The following is a 20,874-nucleotide window of genomic DNA, read 5'->3' as shown; positions in this document are numbered from 1 at the left end:
CGCAGGGACGACGGCTGGAAATGCTATTGCGCACCGTCGCGCAACTTGAATCGCTGTATTTTCCCGGTCGCCGTCTTCGGCAGATTGTCGACCACATCGATCCAGCGCGGATATTTCCACGGGCCGATCTTCTGCTTGACGTGCTCCTTCAGCGCCTCGTGCAGGCCGGCGGCCGAGCTCTCGGGCCGCAGCACCACATAGGCCTTCGGCTTGAGCAGGCCTTCCGGATCGGCCTCCGGCACGACCGCCGCTTCCAGCACCGCGGGATGGGTGATCAGTGCGCTCTCGACTTCGAACGGCGAGACCCAGATGCCGGAGACCTTGAACATGTCGTCGGCGCGGCCGCAGAAGGTGTAACGGCCGTCGGCATCGCGCGTGTATTTGTCGCCGGTGCGGGTCCAGGCGCCCTCGAAGGTGGCGCGGCTCTTGGCGCGTTGATTCCAGTAGCTCTCGCCGGCCGAGGGCGCATCGACCAGCAGCTCGCCGACCTCGCCGTCCGCGACGTCGGCACCAAGCTCGTTGACCAGCCGCACCTTGTAGCCCGGCACCGGACGGCCGGACGAGCCGTATTTGATGTCGCCCGGCGCATTTGACAGGAAGATGTGCAACAGCTCGGTCGAGCCGACGCCGTCGAGGATGTCGACGCCGAACCGCGCGCGCCAGGCATTGCCGACCGATTCCGGCAGTGCCTCGCCCGCTGAGGTGCAGACGCGCAGGCGATTGCCGCCACTCTGCGCCTTGGTCGCTTCGTCGTTCAGCATCGCCGCGAACAGGGTCGGCACGCCGAAGAAGATGCTGGGGTGATATTTGTTCATCAGCGCGAACATCACCGCCGGCGTCGGCCGCTCGGAGTTCAACACCGTGGTGGCGCCGACCGACATCGGGAAGGTCAGCGCATTGCCGAGTCCGTAGGCGAAGAACAGCTTTGCCGCCGAGAGGCCGACATCATCCTCGCGGATCCCGAGCACCTGTTTCGCGTAGGTCTCCGCGGTCGCCGCGAGATTGGAATGCAGATGGCGCACGCCCTTCGGCATGCCGGTCGAGCCCGACGAGTAGAGCCAGAATGCCGGCTCGTCGGCATGGGTCGGCGCGGTCGCGAACGCGTCGCTCTCGCGCGCGATCTCGTCGGACAGCTTGCTGTGGCCGTGCGCGTCCTTGCCGGAGACCACGACATGCTCGAGGTCGGGCATGCGCGCGATGATGTCCTTGACCACCGGCAACAGCGCTTCCGAGACGAACAGCACGCGCGCGCGGCAATCACCGAGGATGTAGGCGTACTGCTCCGCGGTCAGCAGCGTGTTGAGCGGCACCGGCACCACGCCGGCGCGGATCGCGCCGAGGAACACGATCGGAAAGTCGACCGTATCCAGCATGATCATGGCGACCCGCTCCTCGCGGCGGACGCCGAGGCGGCGCAGCATGTTGCCGACGCGGCGGGTCTGCTGCTGCAACTGGCCATAGGTGATTTGCGACACCGTATCGTCGAACACGACCTTGGCGCCGCGGCCTTCATCGACGTTGCGGTCGAGCAGCCAGGAGACCGCATTGTAAGTCATGCTCCGCTCCTCGGACCCGGACGTGCCACGCTTCCCTCTCCTGCGAATTTAAGAATTATAATTCATACAAAGCCACCACGTTGGCTTGCTGTCAATCCTTATCGGCACTATGTTTCCTAGAACATCGGTCTGATTCAGTCAGGACCGCGCGTCGCACAGGGATCATGACCGCAGCCAACGACCCGGAAACCGACTTCCTTGAGCAGCTCGGCCAGCGCGTGCGCACGATGCGCGCCCTGCGCGGCATGTCGCGCAAGGTGCTCGCCAAGGTTTCCGGCATTTCCGAACGCTACATCGCCCAGCTCGAAAGCGGCAAAGGCAATGTCTCGATCGTGCTGCTGCGCCGTGTCGCAGGCGCGATGGGGGCGCATCTTGAGGACCTGATCCCCTCCAGCGAGCCCGTGCCGGACTGGGCCGTGATCCGCGATCTCCTGCGCAAGGCGTCGCCGAACCAGATCGCGCAGGCCAAGGATATGCTGGCCGGCAGCAGCCCGCTGGCACCACGCCGCGCCTCCTTCTCCGGCATTGCGCTGATCGGCCTGCGCGGCGCCGGCAAGACCACGCTCGGGCGGATGCTGGCCAAGAAGATCGGCTGGAGCTTTGTCGAGCTCAACAAGGAGATCGAGGCGCAGAACGGCCTCTCGGTTGCCGAGATCATCGCGCTGTACGGCCAGGAAGGCTTTCGCCGCATGGAGCAGGCCGCGCTGACGCAGCTGCTGGCGCGGAAGGAATTGATGGTGCTGGCAACCGGCGGCGGCATCGTCTCCGAGGCACTGACCTTCGACCTGATCCTGTCGTCGTTCTACACGATCTGGCTGAAGGCCGAGCCGGAAGAGCACATGGCCCGTGTCCGCCGCCAGGGCGATCTGCGCCCGATGGCCGACGATCGCTCGGCGATGGCGGAATTGCGCAACATCCTGGTCAGCCGCGAGCCGCTCTACGCGCGCGCATCCGCCGTGGTGGACACCGCCGGCCTCTCCGTCGACGCCGCCGCCGCGCGGCTGATCGATTCGGTGCGGCCGGTGCTCCAGAACGAGGCGCGCTCGTTCGGGCTGCGCAGTGTGGCGTTGTAAGCGGACAACCACTACCGCGTCACAACCGCTTCATCCCCTCATCCTGAGGAGCTTGCGCAGCAAGCGTCTCGAAGGACGAGGCCACTAGCCGGGCCTCATGGTTCGAGACGCGCTTCGCGCTCCTCACCATGAGGGATTTCCAACGCAATGGACCTACAGCAACCGGCTCTTCACATCATCGGCGCCGTCGCGCAGCAGCGGCAGGAAACGGTCGATCAATTCCTGCATCGGCACCCGATCGACATGCGCACCCATGTTGATCGCGGCGACGATGGTGCCGTCGTAGCGGTGCACCGGCACCGAGATGGAGCGGAAATGCGGCTCGGCCTCGCGGTCGACGAGGGAATAGCCCTGCGCGCGATCGGCGATGATGGTGGCGAGCAGCTTCTTCGGATCGGTTGTGGTCTGCGCCGTCACCGGATCGCGGCGCATCGTCTTCAGCCGCGCCGCGAGCTCGGCATCGGTGAGCCGGCCGAGCATGGCGCGGCCGACCGAGGTGCAGAACGCCGGCAGCCGGTAGCCGATGTCGAGACCGGCGGAGAACACCCGGGTCGGGCTCGAGCGCGCCACGAACACGACGTCGTCGCCGTCGAGCAGTGCGAGTGAGGCAATCTCCTGCGCTGCCGTCGCGATGCGATCGAGCACCGGCTGCAGCACCGTCACCACCTGGTTGGATTGCAGGAACGAGCCCGCGAGCGTCAGCACATGCGGCGTCAAGGTGAACAGCTTGCCGTCGGTGGCAACGAAGCCGCCATGCGCGAGCGTGAACAGGATGCGGCGCGCGGTGGCGCGCGGCAGATCGGCGGCACGCGCCAGATCACTCAGCGTTGCCGGGCCGGACACGGTGCCGAACACCTGCAACAGGCGCAGGCCGCGATCGAGCGCCTCGACGAAATCGGTGGCGCGCTCGTCCTGGTCGGTCCGCTTCAGCTTGGGCATGGCGTTTTAGGTTGGGTTACGGCTTTGAACGGTTCAAAAATTGCGCTTGCTGTCCGAAACAGACATGGCATAATTCGCACATTCGTTCAATAGGCGAACAAATCCAAATCCGGGAGACGCCGCCATGATGAGCCAGGAAGCGAACGATCTGATCACCCGCACGGGGCGCAAGGACCCCTGCGGCAGACTGATGCGGAGCTACTGGCAGCCGACGGCACTGGTCGACGAGCTAGACGGGCCGCGCCCGGTCCGGCCGGTGCGGCTGCTCGGCGAAAACCTGGTGCTGTTCCGCGGCGAGGACGGAAGCTACGGCCTGATCGATCGGCATTGCGCGCATCGCGGCGCCGACCTCGCCTTCGGCCGGCTGGAGAATGGTGGGTTGCGCTGCGCCTTCCACGGCTGGCTGTTCGACACATCAGGCCAATGCATCGAGACGCCGGCGGAGCCGACCGGCTCGCAGCTCTGCAAGGGCATCAAACAGCGTTCCTATCCAGTGGTCGAGAAGAGCGGCATCCTGTGGGCCTGGCTCGGCGAAGGCGCCCCGCCCGCGTTTCCGGAGCTCGACTGCTTCGTCGCGCCCGGCAGCCATACGTTCGCATTCAAGGGCCACATGAACTGCAACTGGCTGCAGGCGCTCGAGGTCGGCATCGATCCGGCGCACGCCTCCTTTCTGCATCGCTTCTTCCAGGACGAGGACACCTCGGCCGCCTACGGCAAGCAATTCCGCGGCGCCTCGGCCGGCAGCGACATGCCGATGACCAAGATCCTGCGCGAATATGATCGCCCCATCATCAATGTCGAGCACACCGAATACGGTCTGCGCCTGATCGCGCTGCGCCAGCTCGACGACGAGCGCACCCATGTGCGCGTCACGAACCAGCTATTCCCGCACGGCTTCGTGATTCCGATGTCGACCGAGATGACGATCACGCAGTGGCACGTGCCGGTCGATGACGAGAATTGCTACTGGTATGCGATCTTCACCAGCTATGCGGCGCCGGTCGACAAGCAGAAGATGCGCGACCAGCGGCTCGAGCTCTATACGCTGCCCGATTACAAGTCGCGCAAGAACAAGAGCAACGATTACGGCTTCGATCCACACGAGCAGGCGACCGAGACCTATACCGGCATGGGCACCGACATCAACGTGCACGACCAGTGGGCGGTGGAATCGATGGGTCCGATCCAGGACCGCACCAACGAGCATCTCGGCCAGAGCGACAAGGCGATCGTGCAGTATCGCCGCCTGCTGCGACAGGAGATCGAGAAGGTTGCAGGCGGCGAGAAGCCGATGCTGTTCCTCGACGAGGCCTCCGCGCGCAGCATCCAGGGCCCGGCGACGATGGACGGCATCGGGCCAACCCAGGGCTGGGAACTCTACTGGATGGAGGTCGACGTCAAGCGCCGCCGCGGCGCGCCATGGGCCGCTCCGGTGCCGCGCGAGATCGCCGGCAAGGTGCATCATCTGACGGCGGCGGAGTGATGATGGCTTCTGTCGTGCAGCGGTCAGACAAGGAGTGACGCGGTGAGCTTCGTCGAGCGTCATGGCCTGTGGTCGGATGAGCAGAAGGAGGCTGCACAACGCCTCCGCCGCACCGTCGAGGAGAAGAACCTCGAAGTCATCCGCCTGTCATTCCCCGACCAGCACGGCATCCTGCGCGGCAAGACGCTGATCGCCGGCGAAGCGGTGCGCTCGCTGGAGGGCGGCTGCTCCATCACCACGACGATGCTCGCCAAGGACACCTCGCACAAGACGGTGTTTCCGGTGTTCACATCAGGCGGCGGCTTCGGCATGAAGGAGATGGAAGGCGCGGCCGACGTGTTGATGGTCGCCGATCCCACCACGTTCCGCGCGCTGCCCTGGGCGCAGAACACCGGCTGGCTGCTCTGCGACCTCTATTTCAGCGACGGCCGGCCGGTGCCGTTCGCGACCCGCAACCTCTATCGCAAGGTGCTCGATCAGCTCGCCGGCCGTGGCTACGATTTCGTCGCCGGCCTCGAGGTCGAATTCCATCTGTTCAAGCTCGACGACGCCCACATGGCGCCGGAGGATGCCGGCCAGCCCGGTCGGCCGCCGTCGGTCAGCCTGCTGTCGCACGGCTATCAGTACCTCACCGAGCAGCGCTACGACCTGATGGAGCCGGCGCTCGAAATCATCCGCCGCGACATCATCGCGCTCGACCTGCCGTTGCGCTCGGTCGAGGTCGAATTCGGCCCGAGCCAGTGCGAATTCACCTTCGCGCCGACGGTCGGGCTCGCGCCCGCCGACACAATGGTGCTGTTTCGTTCAGCGGTGAAACAGATCGCGCGCCGCCACGGCTATCACGCGACCTTCATGTGCCGGCCGAAACTGCCGAACGTGTTCGCGAGCGGTTGGCACCTGCACCAGTCGCTGGTGTCGCGCGCCAATGGCGAGAATGTCTTCATGGCTAAGGAAGCCGGCGAGCCGCTGAGCGCGCTCGGCCGCGCCTGGCTGGCGGGCCTGATCGAGCACGCGCGGCCCTCGACCGTGTTCACGACGCCGACCATCAACGGCTACAAGCGCTACCGCTCCTACTCGCTGGCGCCGGACCGCGCGATCTGGGGCCGCGACAACCGCGGCGTGATGATCCGCGTGCTCGGCGGCACGAACGATCCGGCAACGCGGCTGGAGAACCGGATCGGCGAACCCGCCGCCAATCCCTATCTCTACATGGCGAGCCAGATCCTCTCCGGCCTCGACGGCGTCGACCGCAAGCTCGACCCCGGCCCGTCGGCCGACACGCCCTACGAGACCAAGGCCGCGCTGTTGCCGAAATCGCTGCGCGAGGCGGTGTTCGCGCTCAACGACGATCCGTTCTTCCGCCAGGCGCTCGGGCCGGAGTTCGTCGACTATTACGTCTTCATCAAGAACGCGGAGATCGAACGCTTTCAGGCCGAGGTGTCGGACTGGGAGCACCGCGAATATTTCGAGATGTTTTGACGGAAGCGTCGGCGCAGGCGCCCCGCTGCTCTAGAGCATGATCCGGAAAAGTGTGAAGCGGTTTTCCGAAAGGATCATGCTCAAACAAAGAGCTAAAGCGCGATGACGATTCAACCCAATTTCATCGCGCTTTAGACGCTTGCAAGGTGAGCCGCAACGGCCGCTTCGTTCCATTCCAGACCGACACCAGGCGTGTCGGGAATATGCAAGAAACCATCCTTGATTTCATATGGCCGTTCGAGAATCGGATCGGCCCAGTCCTGCCACTCCAACCAGTGTGCGGTCTCGGTTGCGCGCATGACGTGAGCGGCGACTTCCGGATAAAGATGCGTTGAGATGGGGATGCCCGCGGCGCCGGCGATCGCAGCCGCGCGCATCCAGCCCGTCACCCCGCCGATGCGCATGAAATCCGGCATCACCAGGTCGCAAGCCTTTTGCGCGATCGCTTTATGCATCTCCCTCGGGCCGTAGAAGTTCTCGCCGATCTGGATCGGCGTCTTCAGCTCCGCCGCCAGTTGGGCGTGCCCGCCTCGGCAGAAGTGAACCGCGCGAGGATCTGGCGACTCTTGACGCCGTTCGAAAAGCAGTCGGCGATCGCATGCATTTGATAGTGGACTACAACCAGGGGCTAAATCTCGCCGAAGCCATCGAGCGGTGCCATGCGATCGATGATTATGGCCTCGACTGGATCGAAGAGCCGGTCGTCTATGACAATCTTGACGCAATTTCAGGGCTGAGAACCCTCCTTCGTCCCGCAATTCCAAAGCCTCGGCTGCGACGGCGGCCGGCTCCTTCAGCCAAAGACCGTTGCTGTTGTAGGATCTCACGGCGCCGACCGTCGCCCCCAACAGCACGCACAGCGGCTTGTTTGCGGCTTTCGCCAACGCGTCCCACGCGGCCATGTCGAGGCCCGACGCGGCGATCAATGACAATCCCTCATAGCCGACAAAGTGAAGCGATTTGCGCGCCGCCGCGAACAGCTCGACAGGCGCCACGCTCCGACCTCTGAGCAATTCGCCGAGATCAAGCAACGCCGGAACCAGATATTGCAGCGATTTCACGATGTAAGGTTCGAGATAGCTTCGCCCGACAATGCCCTCCTCCGTCACCAGATCGACGAGAACGAGCGGCCACTCCGACAGCGTGGCAATGCGCGCGACCACGGGCCGCTTCAGCTTGAGCACCACCGGACGAGCTTTGATCTCTCTGAGTGTCAATGAATCGGGCATGGCATTGCCTTTCGCAGCGCGAGGAAGCTGACTGGCGCGGGCCGAACATTCCCGGAAAGCCAGTCCAATTGGTTTTTCAACCGATGTAAATTCACTACCCGGTATATTTATGAGGTGACTGCATGGCGCGATCTGCAGAACCGACCCGGCGGCGCATCCTTGCTGCCGCATACGTCCTGTTTCGCCAGCGCGGATACAGCCGCGTGAGCATGGACGAAATCGCATCGGCGACGAGGGTTACGAAGCGCACGCTCTACAATCATTTTCAAAGCAAGGATCAGCTGCTCGCCTTCGTGCTCGAAGCCCAGAACGAGCTGGCCCTGGCCGCGTTCGCGACGTTTGGCGACAAGCTGTCCGGCTCACCGGCGGCGATCATCGACGGCCTGTTCCGCGACCTCGCGGTCTGGGCGGACAGGCCGCGATGGGCCGGCTCGGGATTCACCGGGCTGGTCATCGAGCTGGCCGATCTCCCCGGCCATCCCGCACGCGCAATTGCGCGCCGGCACAAGGCCTTGCTCGAAACCCATCTCGGCGCGCTGCTGAAGCGGGCCGGCGTCCGCGAGGCCGACCGCCGCGCACGCGAGATCTGGCTGCTCTCCGAGGGCGCGATCTCCCTGATGCTGGTGCATGGCGATCGCGCCTATGCAGCAGCAGCGGCCGACGCAGCGAAACGACTGCTGCGAGGCTCTTCACGGTAAGCCGCGGCAGCCCGCCTCTCTGATCCGTCATCCTGAGGAGCGCGTAGCGCGTCTCGAAGGATCCACGGCCACCAGCCGGGCCATCGATCCTTCGAGACGCCTGCTACGCAGGCTCCTCTGGATGACGGCGATACGGCAATGCTTGCTGCTCAAATCCCGAGATACTTGTGCTGCAGATCCGGTTCGGCAAGCAGCTGCTCGCTGGTGCCGCTCCACACGGTGCGGCCGCGCTCGATGATGTAATGGTGATCGGCGATGCGGGCGAGGTTTCCGACGTTCTTGTCGATCACCAGTACCGACTGCCCGCGTCCCTTCAGCATCGACAGGCAACTCCAGATCTCGTCACGGATCAGAGGCGCAAGGCCTTCGGTCGCCTCGTCGAGGATCAGCAGCTTCGGATTGGTCATCAGTGCGCGGCCGATCGCGAGCATCTGCTGCTCGCCGCCCGACAGCGTGACGCCCATGTTGCTCGAGCGTTCGGCGAGCCGCGGAAACAGCGCATGGATCTTGTCGATGGTCCAGGGGTCGGAGGCACTGAAGCGATTGCCCGACGCGGCGACGAGATTTTCGCGCACCGTGAGGTTCGGGAAGATCTGGCGGCCTTCCGGCACCAGGCCGATGCCGAGCTTCGCGATCTTGTAGGACGGCAGGCCGCGCACCGCCTCGCCGGCGAATCGGATGGCGCCTGATCGGGCGGGCGTCAGGCCCATGATCGAACGGATCGTCGTGGTCTTGCCCATGCCGTTGCGGCCCATCAGCGCGACCATCTCGCCCGACTTGATCTTGAGCGACAGGCCGAACAGCACTTGGCTCAGCCCGTAGCAGGTCTCGATCGCGTCGACTTCGAGCAAGGTATCAGCGGTTCTGGTATCAGCCATCCTAGCTTCAGTCATGGCGCGTCACCGCATGCTGTTCGCCGAGATAAGCGCGCTTGACCTCGTCATGCTTGCGGATCGCGTCCGGCACGTCGCAGGCGATGACGCGGCCATAGACCAAGACCGTGATGCGGTCGGCCAGCGCGAACACCGCCTCCATGTCGTGCTCGACCAGCACGATGGTGACTTCCTTGCGCAGCTCCTTCAGCAGCGCGACCATCCGCGCCGATTCGGTGACGCCGAGCCCGGCCATCGGCTCGTCCAGCAGCAACAGCTGCGGCCTGGTGGCGAGCGCGACCGCGAGCTCGAGTTCGCGCTGCTCGCCATGGCTCAACTGCGACACCACGATATCGGCGCGCGCGCCGAGGCCGACGCGCTCGAGCGCCGCGCGCGCGGCCTCGCGCAGATGCCGCTCCTTGCGCGCATTGCCCCAGAAGCGGAACGAGTGGCCGTCATGCGCCTGCGCGGCGAGCGCGACATTGTCGATCGCGGAAAAGTCCTTGAGCAGCGAGGTGATCTGGAACGAGCGCGCCAGCCCGAGCCGGCTGCGCTTGTAGGACGGCAGGTTCGTGACGTCGCGGCCGGCGAAGCGGATGGTGCCGGAGTTCGGCATCACCTGCCCGGTGAGCTGGCTGATCAGCGTGGTCTTGCCGGCGCCGTTGGGGCCGATGATCGCGTGCAGCTCACCTGGCACCACCTCCATCGAGAGGTTGTCGGTCGCGGTGATGCCGCCGAAGCGGCGGACCAGATTGTCGACGCGGAGCAAGGGATCAGGCAAGGGATCGACCACGGCGCATCCTCCCAAGCAGGCCCATGATGCCGCCGCGCGCGAACAGCACGATCAGGAGCAGCACCGGGCCCAGGATCAACCCCGAATATTCGGTGAACTGCGACAGCAGCTCCTCGAGCAGGAGATAGACGATCGCGCCGATGACGGGGCCGAACAGCGAGCCCATGCCGCCGAGGATCACCATCACCATGAGATCGCCGGAGCGGGTCCAGTACATCACGGCGGGGCTGACGAAATCGGTGTTGTTAGCAAGCAGCGCGCCGGCCAGGCCACAGATCGTGCCTGATATCACGAAACAGACCAGGCGGTAGCGATTGGCATGGAAGCCGATCGCCTGCATGCGCTGCTCGTTGGAGCGGACGCCCTGCACCACGAGGCCGAAGCGCGAATTGACGATGCGCCAGATCAGGTAGAGGCCGCCGAACAGGCAGGCCAGGCAGAGGTAATAGAACTGGTTGCGATCCGCCAGGTTGATCAGCCCGGCGAAATCGCTGCGCTTGTAGACGGTGAGTCCGTCGTCGCCGCCGTAGCGCGACAGCGCGGAGGCGATGTAGTAGGCCATCTGCGCAAAGGCCAGCGTGATCATGATGAAATAGACGCCGCGGGTGCGCAGTGAGAGCGCGCCGATCAGCAGCGCAAACAGCGCCGAGACGGCGAGCGCCACCGGCCACTGGATGAAGCCGGAGCCGATGCCCTCGGCGGCGAGGATGCCGACGGCATAGCCGCCGATGCCGAGATAGGCGGCGTGGCCGAAGCTCATCATGCCGCCATAGCCCATGATCAGATTGAGGCTCGCGGCGGCGAGCGCGAAGATCACGATGCGGGTGAACAGCGTGAGGATGAAGATGTTGCCCGTGACCGCCGAATAGAGCGGCAGCAGGATCAGGGCGGCGCACATCAGCGCCGCGACCGCGTTGGAGACGTTGAGCTTTCGCATCATCGTTTGGCCGCCGGGAACAGCCCCTCCGGCCGCAGCACAAGGATGATGGCCATCAGGAGGTAGATCAGCATCGAGGACAGCGCCGGCGCCGCGGTGGACGCCGCCGCCCCGCTCAGCACCTTGCGCAGCAGGTCGGGCAGGAAGGCGCGGCCCATCGTGTCGATGATGCCGACGAAGATCGCGGCCATGAACGCGCCGCGGATCGAGCCGATGCCGCCGATCACGATGATGACGAAGGCCAGGATCAGGATGTTCTCGCCCATGCCGATCTGCACGGTGAGGATCGGCGCCTGCATCAGCCCGGCGAGGCCGGCGAGCGCCGCGCCAAGGCCGAACACCAGCGTGAACAGCAGCTTGATGTTGATGCCGAGCGCCCCGATCATCTCGCGGTTGGAAGCGCCGGCGCGGATCAGCATGCCGATGCGGGTGCGCATCACGACGAGATAGAGCATCGCTGCGACCGCCAGCGCGACCACGATGATCATGAGGCGGTAGGCCGGATAGTAGACGCCGGGAATGATCTGCACCGGCACGGTGAGCCAGGCCGGCAGCGGCAGCGCGAGACCGGCCGGGCCCCAGATCAGCCGGACGGCGTCGTTGAAGAACAGGATCAGGCCGAACGTCGCCAGCACCTGGTCGAGATGGTCGCGGCCATAGAGATGCCTGAGCGCGACATATTCCAGCACGATGCCGAGCAACAGCGTGGCGCCCAGCGCCATCAGCGCGCCGGGCACGAAGCTGCCGGTCCAGGCCACGAAGGTCGCCGCGAAATAGGCGCCCATCATGTAGAGCGAACCGTGCGCCAGATTGACGAAGTCCATGATGCCGAACACCAGCGTCAGGCCGGCCGCCAGCAGGAACAGCAGGAGGCCGAATTGCAGGCCGTTCAGCAGTTGTTCGACGACGAGATACATCGTGAGGCTACGTCACCTTTAAATGAAACAGCGGCAGCGCGCACGCGCCGCCGCTTATACGGCTTGTTGTTCTCCCTCGCCCCGCTCTTGCGGGGCCGGGACGAGCAAAGCTCGCCCTGAGAGGGTTGGGGTCAGGGGCTCTTTCTGCGAGCCGAATTCGCGGAAAGAGCCCCTCACCCAATCGCTTCGCGATTGACCTCTCCCCGCAAGAGCGGGGCGAGGTAAAGCGAAAGCAAGCCGCGCGCCAAAAAGACGCCCGACAATCACTTCATCGGACACTTGTCGTGGAAGCGATCCTGGTCGTCCTTGACGATGGTCGCGACCGTCTTCAGCGACAGCTGGCCCTCGGCATCCTTGACCACGTCCTGCAGGTAGAAGTTCTGGATCGGAATGTGGTTGTTGCCGTACTTGAACGGTCCGCGCACCGATTTGAAGTTCACCTTCTCCATCTCGGCCTTCATCGCGTCTTTCTTCGTCAGGTCGCCCTTCACCGCGACCACGGCGCTGTTGATCAGGTTGGCAGCGTCGTAGGACTGCGCGCCGTAGAAGGTCGGCCGCAGGCCCGGATACTTCTTGCGGTAGTCGGCGACGAACTTCTTGTTCTCCTCGTTGGGCAGGTCGTTGACCCATTGCTGCGCGCCGGGAACGCCGAGCGCATTGTCCTTTTGCAGCGGCAGCGACAATTCGTCGATCGTGAAGGCGGTATAGAGCGGAATCTGCTGCTTGATGCCGGCCTGCGCGTACTGGTTCAGGAACTGCACGCCGGCCGCACCCGGATAGAACACGAAGATCGACTCGGCCTTGGAGTTCTTCGCCTTGGTGAGCTCGGCGGAGAAGTCGAGCTGGCTCGGCCACACCGTATATTCCTCGCCGACCACCTGGCCCTTGAACGTGCTCTTGACACCGGCCAGCATGTCCTTGCCCGCGGCGTAGTTCGGGCCGATCAGGAACACCGACTTGACGCCCTTCTGGTTCATGTAGGTGCCGACCGCCTGCGGGGTCTGGTCGTTCTGCCAGGAGGTCGAAAACACGTAAGGCGAACACAGTTCGCCGGCGAGCTGCGACGGACCGGCATTGGCCGAGATCAGGAAAGTCTTCGAATCGACCGCGGTCTTCAGCGACGCCAGCAGCACGTTCGACCAGATGTAGCCGACGATGAAGTCGACCTTGTCGGACTGCACCAGCTTCTCGGTCTTCTGCTTGCCGACATCGGGCTTCTGCTGGTCGTCCTCGTAGATCACCTCGACCGGCTTGCCGTCGATCTTGCGGCCGAGATGGTCGAGCGCGAGCTCGAAGGAATTGCGCATGTCGTTGCCGATCACGGCGGTCGGACCGCTGAAGGTCGAGACGAAGCCGATCTTGACGCTGTCAGCCGCCGTCGCGGGCTGCGCCAGCGCCAGAGCCATGGCGCCTGCCAGCCAAAATGCCTTTTTCATATTCACTCCCCTCCTCAACCAAAGATCCCGCCAGGCTCGATTACGAGGGCCCGGGGGTCACGCTTTGCGCGCGTCGTTCTGTGACGTATTTTGTGCGCGATATCGCAAGCCTGCAGCAAGCATGAACCGACGGCGCTGACTTAGAACCTTCGGCGCATACCCCAGCACCTTGCATCATAATTCGTCTAAATCGACCATGGCAAGAAATATAATGCCGGTTGCGTGGGCAACGATTGTCGCAAGCGCCGGCCGCCTGCACCGACCCACGCCCGCACTGCAGCAGGCTTTAACGATCCGGTAAAGCACCCGGAAACCACGGGCCGGCAAGCGCCTGCGGGCTTCATGGTCCGGAAAGCATCCCTGGCCGACGATGCCGCCAAAGGGGTGCGTCACATGCTGAATTACATCTTCGGCTTCAATGCCCGGATGGGCCGACTGGCCTTCTTCTTCTGCACCTTCGTGGTGGGCCTCGGCTTTATGATGCTGGTCTACGGCGTCACCGGCAACGCACCGGCGAGCGGCAGTATGGACGTGCTGCTGGCGCAGGCATCGAGCAACCCCGTGCTCGTCATTGCCTTCTACGGCATGCTCGTCATCTGCTTCATGCTGCAGTCGATGCGGGTGCGCGACATGGGCTGGGATCCGGTCTGCGTGATGGCGGCATGGATCGCCCTCCTCGTGCTCGACAGGGCCATCGCCGGACGATTTCCCGAATATGCGCTGACCTATCAGCACACCGAAACGGTGGTCGGCGCGGCCGTCAATGGCGCGATGAACATCGTCCTGCTGGTCTGGCGGAGCGGCGGCTATTTCGAAGAACCGCCGCCATTGCCGCGTGAGACCAGCGGCGACGGCCTGTTTCAACGAAACAGCACACCGGCCGCAGGCGGCAGCCGTGTTGCGCGGATCGCCAACGGTGAGTTCGGCGGAAAGACGCGCTAGCCGCCCTCCTGTCGTCCCTGCCTAGTGCGCAATTGCGCACGGGAGCAGGGACCCATAACCACCGTCCTGTGTCGTCGAAGCGAGCTGTGGCCCCAGCATCGCACACCAATTGCCATTCGTGGTTATAGGTCCCGGATCGCGCTTCGCTTGTCCGGGACGACGCGGAGTTTGTGGCGCGATCACCAAGCCACAGGCTGGCGGCGAAAGCCGATCACCCCTTGTCCACCGCCCATTCGGCGCCGTCGATCGCATAGGACGCGTGGCGGAAATCCCTGATCGTCCCGACCTTGTCGGCGGACCAGTCGAGCAGCATGAACGATCGCGGCGGCGCGCCCTGTGCGTTCGGGTCGAACACCAGGATCGCGGGGCGTCCCTCGACCTGTCCGGTCACCAGGTGCCAGTCGTCGATTTTCGAATAATTGCCGAAGTAGCGCGACACCTCGGCCTTGCCGTTCAGCCGTGTCCGGTTGACGAGTTCGAGCCTGATGTCATCGGCGATCATGGCGCGGATGGCATCGAAGTCGCGGGCGTTGAAGCGGCTGACATAGGCGTTGAGCCTGATGCGATCGGTCGGCGACAGGCCGGGCCGCGGCGCATCATCCGGCTCGCTCGCAAACTCGCGCAGCTGCGTGCGTCCACGGTGCAGCGCGGCTTTCACCGCGGGCAGGCTGAAATCCATGATGCCGCAGATCTCCTGCAGGGAGCAGCCGAGCACGTCCATCAGGATCACGCTGGAACGCTGCGCCACCGGCAGGCGCATGAAGGTGCGCAGGCCGGTCGCGGCGATCTCGCGGCGGCCTACGTCATCGAGCTCTCCGGCCATCATGTCCACCTCCTCCGGCGCGTGGAGCGCTTCCTGGCGGTTGCGCCGCCTGAGGAAATCGAGCGCGGTGTTATGCGCGATCCGGAACAGCCAGGCTTGCGGATTCTGGATCGGCGCGGCGGCCCCGAAGGCTTCCACCGCCTTGATCAGCGCGTCCTGCAGCACATCCTCGCCGTCGATGACGGATCCGACCATGCGGGCGCAGTAGCGATGCAGCCTTGGCCGCATCGCCGCCAAGAGCGCGTCGACGTCGGTCGCGGCCGGCGCTTGGTGTGGTGACGTCATGATGGCTCCGCCAGATCGGTGCACTGCCCGCCGGTTCAACGCTTGTCGGTTCACGGCTCATCCAGCATACGATAATTCCCGACAATCACCGCACTGCGAACCAGCGGCGGCTCGGCGCAACGATCGCGGATGCCGTCCTGGAAGGCCTGGAACGCGGCCAGTTTCGGGATCGGGCTCGAGCCGTCTTCGGCCGCGGTCTCGACCATGTGGATGAAGGTATCGTCCTCCAGCCGCAGGGTCAGATAGCGCACGCCGTCGGGCCTCGCCGCCTTCAGCTCGGCGAACACGGCCGACACTAGCGCGGCATTCTTCTCCGCCATCTCCGGCTTCGCCTTGTACCTGATCAGGGTCCGTCTCATCGCAGCCTCCTTGGCCTGGTTCTGCGGCCTGAACCGGCCGCGTCAGACCCAAGGACGTTCGCCAACCGCCAAAGGATGCGGTCCCGCAAAAATAAATTTCGGCCGCATCCTTTGCCCGTTCCGGTTCGTCCTTGCCGGCGAAGCGCGCCGCAACCTCGCGGCGCGGCAAGGGAGAACGACCATGCAGACCCCTCAGCAGCGCGCCGAACAGCGCTGGGTGCTCGGCCTCACCGCGCTGGCATCCTTCATGATGGCGCTCGACGCCATGATCATGACCACGGCCTTCGCCACCATCCGCGCCGATTTCGGCAGCCGGGTGGAGACACTGCAATGGACCGTCAACGCCTTCAACCTGACCTTCGCGGTGCTGCTCCTGACCGGCGCAGCGCTTGGCGACCGGTTCGGGCGGCGCAGGATGTTCGCGGCCGGGATCGGCCTGTTCGTCGTGGCATCCGCGGCCTGCGCGCTGGCCGGCAACGCCGCGGCCCTGATCGCCGCCCGCGCCTTGCAGGGCGCAGGCGCGGCGCTGGTGATGCCGCTGGCGATGGCGATCCTGAGCGGCGCCTTCGGCCGCGAGGAGCGCGCCCGCGCGCTCGGCATTTTCAGCGGCATCACCGGATGCGCGTTGATCATCGGTCCCGCGATCGGCGGCTTCATCACCGAACATCTCGGCTGGCGCTGGATCTTCTGGATCAACCTGCCGATCGGCCTCGTCGCGATCGCCCTCGTGATCGCCCGCCTGCGCGAAAGTTTTGGGCCGGCTGCGCCGCTGGACGTCACCGGCCTAGCGCTGGTCGCGCTCGCGGCGCTGGCACTGGTCTGGGGCCTGTTGCGCGGCAACGGCGTCGGCTGGGCCAGCGCGGAAGTCTCGGGCGCGCTAATCGCCGGCGTCGCGTTGGCGGCGATGTTCGTGCTGTGGGAGCTGCGCGCCACAAGTCCGATGGTGCCGATGCGGCTGTTCGCGGCACGGCCGTTTGCATCCGGCATGGCCGCAAGCGTGCTGTTCTACGCCGCGATGTATGGCGTGCTGTTCCTGCTGCCGCAGTTCCTGCAGATCGCGCTCGGCTTCGACGCCTTCGGCGCCGGGCTGCGTCTGCTGCCGTGGACGGCGACGCTGTTCGTCACCGCGCCGATCGCCGGCGCCGCGGTCAACCGGTTCGGCGAGCGCACGCTGGTCGTCACCGGCCTCCTGATGCAGGCGATCGGGCTCGGATGGATCAGCGAGATCGTGAGCCCCACAGTGCCCTATTCCGCGCTCGTCGTGCCGCTGGTGCTTGCCGGTGTCGGCGTGTCGATGGCGATGCCGGCCGCGCAGAACGCGGTGCTGGGCGCGGTCGCCGTCAGCGACATCGGCAAGGCGTCGGGCGTCTTCAACATGGGCCGCTTCCTCGGCGGCATGTTCGGCATCGCGGCGCTGGTGGCGAGCTTCACCGCCAATGGCGCGGCCGATTCATCCGGACATTTCGCCAACGGATTCGCGGCGGCGATGAGCCTTGCCGCAACGCTGTCATTCGCCGGCGCGGTCGCGGGACTGTTCCTGCCGATGCGGCGGCGGGCCGTCGCCGCGGCCGCGCCGCAGGATGCGTGATGCCTGCGGCGATTGGGTTTTGCTATCGGGCGATCGGGCATTTCGTGTTGGAATGAGGCTGCGAATGAATACATAATCAAACGACGAAGCCGTTCGAACCCGAGGGCGACATCAGATGACGCAAGCGCCGGCCAAACCTCATCGCGTGGTGATCGTCGGCGCCGGCTTCGGCGGCTTGGAAGCCGCCTTCGGCCTCGCGGGCGCGCCGGTCGAGATCACGCTGATCGACCGCCGCAATCACCATCTGTTCCAGCCGCTGCTCTATCAGGTCGCGACCGCTTCGCTTGCGACCAGCGAGATCGCCTGGCCGATCCGCTATCTCTTGCGCGACCGGCCCGAGGTCACGACGCTGTTCGCCAATGTCTGCGGCGTCGACGCCGCGGCGAAGCAGGTGCAACTCGACGACGGCGGCAGTATTCCCTACGACACGCTGGTCCTCGCCACCGGCGCGCGCCACGCCTATTTCGGCCATGACGAATGGGAGCCGTTCGCGCCCGGCCTGAAGACGCTGGAGGACGCGACCACGCTGCGGCGGCGCATCCTGGTCGCCTTCGAGCGCGCCGAGCGCGAGACCGATCCGGACAAGCGCGCGGCACTGCTGACCTTCGTCATCATCGGCGCCGGGCCGACCGGCGTCGAGATGGCCGGCACCATCGCCGACCTAGCCAAGGACACGCTGCCGCAAGACTTCCGTCACATCGATACGCGCAAGGCGCGCGTGGTGCTGATCGAGGCCGGCTCGCGCGTGCTGGCAGGATTTCCCGACGATCTCTCGGCCTATGCGCAGGCGTCGCTGGAAAAACTCGGCGTCGAGGTAATGCTGGGCGAGCCGGTCACCGAATGCTCGGCCGACGGCGTGGTGTTCGGCGGCAAGAAGCTGGAGGCGCGCACCATCGTCTGGGCCGCCGGCGTGCGCGCCTCGCGCGCCGCCGAATGGCTGAACGCGCCGGCCGATCGCGCCCATCGGCTGCAGGTCGAGCCGGATCTGACCGTGCCGGGCCATCCCGATGTCTTCGCCGTCGGCGACACCGTCACGATCAAGGACCCCGACGGCAATCCGGTGCCCGGCATCGCGCCGGCCGCCAAGCAGGAGGGGCGCTACGTCGCCGCGCTGATCAAGGCCCGGCTCGACGGCAAGACGCTGCCGCCGTTCCGCTACAAGCATGCCGGCAGCCTCGCCCAGATCGGCAAGAAGAAGGCGGTGATCGATTTCGGCTGGCTCAAGCTGCGCGGCTCGCTGGCATGGTGGATTTGGGGCCTCGCCCACATCTACTTCCTGATCGGCGTGCGCCATCGGATTGCGGTGGCGATGAACTGGCTCTGGATCCACACCCGCGACCAGCGCGCCGCACGGCTGATCACGCAAGGCAGCAGCAAGGTCGCGCAGTAGGGACTCGGCACTGCGCTATCCTGTTATCCGTCATCCCCGCGCAAAGGCTCCGCCTTTGTCGCTGGAGGAGCGCGGCACGCGCGTCTCGAAGGATGTACGGCCCCACTAGTGGCCGTACATCCTTCGAGGCTCGCCCAGCGCCGCAATTGCGCCGCTAGGCTCGCACCTCAGGATGACGGATAACAATCTGTCTTAGCCTCTCAGCGCTGTACGCATTCTCACCCCATCACCTGATGCGGCGAGCGGCCGAACGCGGCCTTGAAGGCGCGGCTGAAATGCGAGACGTCGCTGAAGCCGAAGCTCAGCGCAACATCGGTGACATGGCTGAAGCGCCGCTCGGCCAGCGCCTGATAGGCGCCGGCGAGGCGCTGCTGCCACAGCCAGCGGATCGGCGTCGAGCCTTCGCGCGCGAACAGGCGATTGAGCGTGCGCGGCGCCATGTTCTGTGCGGTGGCGATCGCATCGAGATCGAGCCCGGGATCGTCGAGATTGGCCAGCATGTAGGCCTTGACCCGCACCAGCCGTTCGTCGCCGCGCTGTGGCCCTTCGTCCGTCAGCTCGGTCTGCAGCGTGGTCGCGAAAATATCGAGTGCCGCCGCGCCTAGCCGTATCGCCGCAGGTCCGGCCGCATCGTCGAGCCGCGTCAGGCGGCGGATCAGCGATCCCGCCAGCGCTCCCACTTTCGACGCGTTGCCGACCCGCCGCGCCGTCAGCCGCTGCGCATCCGGCAGGCGTGCGAGCAGCAGCGGCCGCGGGATCGACACCATGATCGCGCGCGCGCTCGGGGCGAATTCGAGCGTGAACGGCTGCGCCTGGTCATGGAGCATCAGATCGCCCCGGCGCATGCGCACATCGCGGCCGCCTTGTGCAAAGCTGACCTCGCCGCGCAGCGTGAGCCACAGCATGAAATAGTCGCGCGGATCCCTGCGGACGTCGCTCGCACTGCGCATCACCCGGATGCGGTCGGCGGCCGGCGTCGAAGACCAGATGTCGTTGATGGCAAGCGGGCCGAGATGGCGGATCGAGATCGATGCCTGGAACGCCTCGTCGGCGACGCGGCGGCATTCGGTCAGCGAGAATTCGCGGCAGGTGACGTGATGCCAGCGGTCGAAACTGTCACCCGGCGCAACAAGCGTTTGCGCGACGACTGTGTGATCTGGGGTCTGCATCGGACCTTGCTCCCGCCAACCCGGCAGCAAGATATTCTGCGTCCAGCCCCCCATTCTGGCAAGCAGAGACCAGCGGCTGGCCGGCGCAGCCAAGAACGGCCGCTGCGGCCGGTGTAGAAAACGTCTCCGACCAGGAGAGGAGACACCACATGGGCTACCAATGCGAAATCATCGATCCCGCCCGCACCGTCATGATCGTCGTCGACATGCAGAACGATTTCGTGGCCGAGGGCGCCAAGCTGCGTTCGGCGCAGGCCGCCGCCATGGTGCCGCGGCTGGCGCAGACCCTGAAGGCCTGCCGCGACAAGGGCATCCGCGTCGTCTACACCGCGCATGTGCATCGCCGCGACGGCAGCGACATGGGGCTCTATGACGATCTCTATTCGCCGATCGCCGACCGGTCGTCCCTGGTCGACGGCACCGAGGGCGTCGAGATCTTCAACGACCTCGCGCCCGCCCCCGGCGAGCACGTCATCAAGAAGCACCGCTACAGCGCGTTCTTCGCCACCGATCTCGATCTCATCCTGCGCGAATGGGGCATCACCACGGTGATCATCTCGGGGACCACGACCGAGAACTGCTGCCACGCCACCGCGCGCGACGCCATGTTCCACAATTACAAGGTCGTCTTCCTGTCGGACGCGACGGGCACGTTCGATTATCCGGACGTCGGCCAGGGCACGCTGTCCGCCGAGGAGGTGCATCGCGCCACGCTGACGATCCTCGCATTCTCAACCGCGCATGTGATGACTGCGGCCGAGATGCTGGCGCGGGTGAAGGTCGCGAGCCCGAAGGCGGCGTAGCGAGTTCACGAACAGCGCGCCGCACATTCGGTCCGCCTCTCCCCTTGTGGGAGAGGCCGGAACGCAGGTCCTAACCGGCTAGATAGGTAACAGAATAGACCGG

At 65.3% G+C, this 20,874-nt stretch carries 19 protein-coding genes and 2 pseudogenes; 9 read left to right on the top strand and 12 right to left on the bottom strand.

Annotation, left to right across the window (positions count from 1 at the left end; translation table 11 throughout):
• Positions 1 to 23: 23 nt before the first annotated feature.
• Complete coding sequence (locus ACE10X_RS04720; RefSeq protein WP_038384884.1) at positions 24 to 1,556, bottom strand: benzoate-CoA ligase family protein; 1,533 nt, start codon at positions 1,554 to 1,556, stop codon at positions 24 to 26.
• Positions 1,557 to 1,720: 164 nt separating this feature from the next.
• On the opposite strand from ACE10X_RS04720, the gene ACE10X_RS04715 reads away from it, so the two are divergent.
• Complete coding sequence (locus ACE10X_RS04715; protein ID WP_016841102.1) at positions 1,721 to 2,629, top strand: helix-turn-helix transcriptional regulator; 909 nt, start codon at positions 1,721 to 1,723, stop codon at positions 2,627 to 2,629.
• A gap of 153 nt (positions 2,630 to 2,782) precedes the next feature.
• Here the strand turns inward: ACE10X_RS04715 and ACE10X_RS04710 are convergent, their stop codons facing one another.
• On the bottom strand, positions 2,783 to 3,568 hold the full coding sequence (locus tag ACE10X_RS04710; RefSeq protein ID WP_038384885.1) for an IclR family transcriptional regulator C-terminal domain-containing protein: 786 nt from the start codon (positions 3,566 to 3,568) through the stop codon (positions 2,783 to 2,785).
• Positions 3,569 to 3,692: 124 nt separating this feature from the next.
• Between ACE10X_RS04710 and ACE10X_RS04705 the strand changes: the two genes are divergently transcribed.
• On the top strand, positions 3,693 to 5,051 hold the full coding sequence (locus ACE10X_RS04705) for a Rieske 2Fe-2S domain-containing protein (RefSeq protein WP_375764056.1): 1,359 nt from the start codon (positions 3,693 to 3,695) through the stop codon (positions 5,049 to 5,051).
• Positions 5,052 to 5,093: 42 nt separating this feature from the next.
• Positions 5,094 to 6,530 (top strand): glutamine synthetase family protein, encoded by a 1,437-nt coding sequence (locus ACE10X_RS04700; protein ID WP_038384887.1) that lies wholly within the window; start codon positions 5,094 to 5,096, stop codon positions 6,528 to 6,530.
• Positions 6,531 to 6,661: 131 nt separating this feature from the next.
• Here the strand turns inward: ACE10X_RS04700 and ACE10X_RS04695 are convergent.
• Positions 6,662 to 7,000 (bottom strand): annotated as a pseudogene (locus tag ACE10X_RS04695) (enolase C-terminal domain-like protein); the annotation flags it as partial.
• 86 nt (positions 7,001 to 7,086) lie between these two features.
• On the opposite strand from ACE10X_RS04695, the gene ACE10X_RS04690 reads away from it, so the two are divergent.
• Positions 7,087 to 7,539 carry an enolase C-terminal domain-like protein gene (locus ACE10X_RS04690; RefSeq protein ID WP_369529673.1) on the top strand — a complete coding sequence of 151 codons (453 nt, stop codon included), beginning with the start codon at positions 7,087 to 7,089 and terminating at the stop codon, positions 7,537 to 7,539.
• Here ACE10X_RS04690 and ACE10X_RS04685 read toward each other — a convergent pair.
• A pseudogene (locus tag ACE10X_RS04685) lies at positions 7,433 to 7,759 on the bottom strand (mandelate racemase); the annotation flags it as partial. The gene ACE10X_RS04690 and the pseudogene ACE10X_RS04685 sit on opposite strands and share 107 nt — an antisense overlap.
• Positions 7,760 to 7,968: 209 nt before the next feature.
• Here ACE10X_RS04685 and ACE10X_RS04680 point away from each other — a divergent pair.
• Complete coding sequence (locus ACE10X_RS04680) at positions 7,969 to 8,457, top strand: TetR/AcrR family transcriptional regulator (protein ID WP_244435801.1); 489 nt, start codon at positions 7,969 to 7,971, stop codon at positions 8,455 to 8,457.
• 149 nt (positions 8,458 to 8,606) lie between these two features.
• Here the strand turns inward: ACE10X_RS04680 and ACE10X_RS04675 are convergent, their stop codons facing one another.
• The 5 genes from ACE10X_RS04675 to ACE10X_RS04655 form a co-directional block, all read right to left on the bottom strand.
• Positions 8,607 to 9,335, bottom strand: a complete 729-nt coding sequence (locus tag ACE10X_RS04675; RefSeq protein ID WP_375764055.1) for an ABC transporter ATP-binding protein — start codon at positions 9,333 to 9,335, stop codon at positions 8,607 to 8,609.
• A 7-nt stretch (positions 9,336 to 9,342) separates the two neighbouring features.
• Positions 9,343 to 10,110, bottom strand: coding sequence for an ABC transporter ATP-binding protein (locus tag ACE10X_RS04670; RefSeq protein ID WP_038384898.1), 768 nt, complete (start codon positions 10,108 to 10,110; stop codon positions 9,343 to 9,345).
• The gene (locus ACE10X_RS04665) at positions 10,103 to 11,062 is read right to left on the bottom strand and encodes a branched-chain amino acid ABC transporter permease (protein WP_375764054.1); all 960 of its coding nucleotides are present in this window, start codon (positions 11,060 to 11,062) and stop codon (positions 10,103 to 10,105) included. Before ACE10X_RS04665 ends, ACE10X_RS04670 begins: the two co-directional genes overlap by 8 nt.
• Entirely contained in the window at positions 11,059 to 11,976 is a 918-nt protein-coding gene (locus ACE10X_RS04660) for a branched-chain amino acid ABC transporter permease (protein WP_038384891.1), read from the bottom strand. Before ACE10X_RS04660 ends, ACE10X_RS04665 begins: the two co-directional genes overlap by 4 nt.
• Positions 11,977 to 12,239: 263 nt before the next feature.
• A complete protein-coding gene (locus ACE10X_RS04655) occupies positions 12,240 to 13,412 on the bottom strand; it encodes an ABC transporter substrate-binding protein (protein WP_028333777.1) in 1,173 nt (390 codons plus the stop codon).
• Positions 13,413 to 13,634: 222 nt separating this feature from the next.
• On the opposite strand from ACE10X_RS04655, the gene ACE10X_RS04650 reads away from it, so the two are divergent.
• Complete coding sequence (locus tag ACE10X_RS04650) at positions 13,635 to 14,354, top strand: hypothetical protein (RefSeq protein ID WP_157787977.1); 720 nt, start codon at positions 13,635 to 13,637, stop codon at positions 14,352 to 14,354.
• A 211-nt stretch (positions 14,355 to 14,565) separates the two neighbouring features.
• Here the strand turns inward: ACE10X_RS04650 and ACE10X_RS04645 are convergent, their stop codons facing one another.
• Positions 14,566 to 15,462 (bottom strand): RNA polymerase sigma factor, encoded by an 897-nt coding sequence (locus tag ACE10X_RS04645; protein ID WP_038384892.1) that lies wholly within the window; start codon positions 15,460 to 15,462, stop codon positions 14,566 to 14,568.
• A gap of 50 nt (positions 15,463 to 15,512) precedes the next feature.
• Positions 15,513 to 15,821 carry a hypothetical protein gene (locus ACE10X_RS04640; protein WP_028333780.1) on the bottom strand — a complete coding sequence of 103 codons (309 nt, stop codon included), beginning with the start codon at positions 15,819 to 15,821 and terminating at the stop codon, positions 15,513 to 15,515.
• 181 nt (positions 15,822 to 16,002) lie between these two features.
• Between ACE10X_RS04640 and ACE10X_RS04635 the strand changes: the two genes are divergently transcribed.
• Complete coding sequence (locus tag ACE10X_RS04635) at positions 16,003 to 17,409, top strand: MFS transporter (RefSeq protein ID WP_038384901.1); 1,407 nt, start codon at positions 16,003 to 16,005, stop codon at positions 17,407 to 17,409.
• Positions 17,410 to 17,524: 115 nt separating this feature from the next.
• Positions 17,525 to 18,799, top strand: coding sequence for an NAD(P)/FAD-dependent oxidoreductase (locus ACE10X_RS04630; protein ID WP_038384893.1), 1,275 nt, complete (start codon positions 17,525 to 17,527; stop codon positions 18,797 to 18,799).
• Between the two features lie 218 nt (positions 18,800 to 19,017).
• Here the strand turns inward: ACE10X_RS04630 and ACE10X_RS04625 are convergent, their stop codons facing one another.
• Positions 19,018 to 19,968, bottom strand: a complete 951-nt coding sequence (locus ACE10X_RS04625) for a helix-turn-helix domain-containing protein (protein ID WP_038384894.1) — start codon at positions 19,966 to 19,968, stop codon at positions 19,018 to 19,020.
• A 149-nt stretch (positions 19,969 to 20,117) separates the two neighbouring features.
• On the opposite strand from ACE10X_RS04625, the gene ACE10X_RS04620 reads away from it, so the two are divergent.
• Positions 20,118 to 20,771 carry an isochorismatase family protein gene (locus ACE10X_RS04620; RefSeq protein WP_375764053.1) on the top strand — a complete coding sequence of 218 codons (654 nt, stop codon included), beginning with the start codon at positions 20,118 to 20,120 and terminating at the stop codon, positions 20,769 to 20,771.
• Positions 20,772 to 20,874: the final 103 nt, after the last annotated feature.

The sequence above is a fragment of the Bradyrhizobium sp. Pha-3 genome, from assembly GCF_042258325.1.
In the GTDB taxonomy this organism is placed as follows: domain Bacteria; phylum Pseudomonadota; class Alphaproteobacteria; order Rhizobiales; family Xanthobacteraceae; genus Bradyrhizobium; species Bradyrhizobium elkanii.
This window is presented reverse-complemented; position numbering and strand designations above follow the sequence as displayed.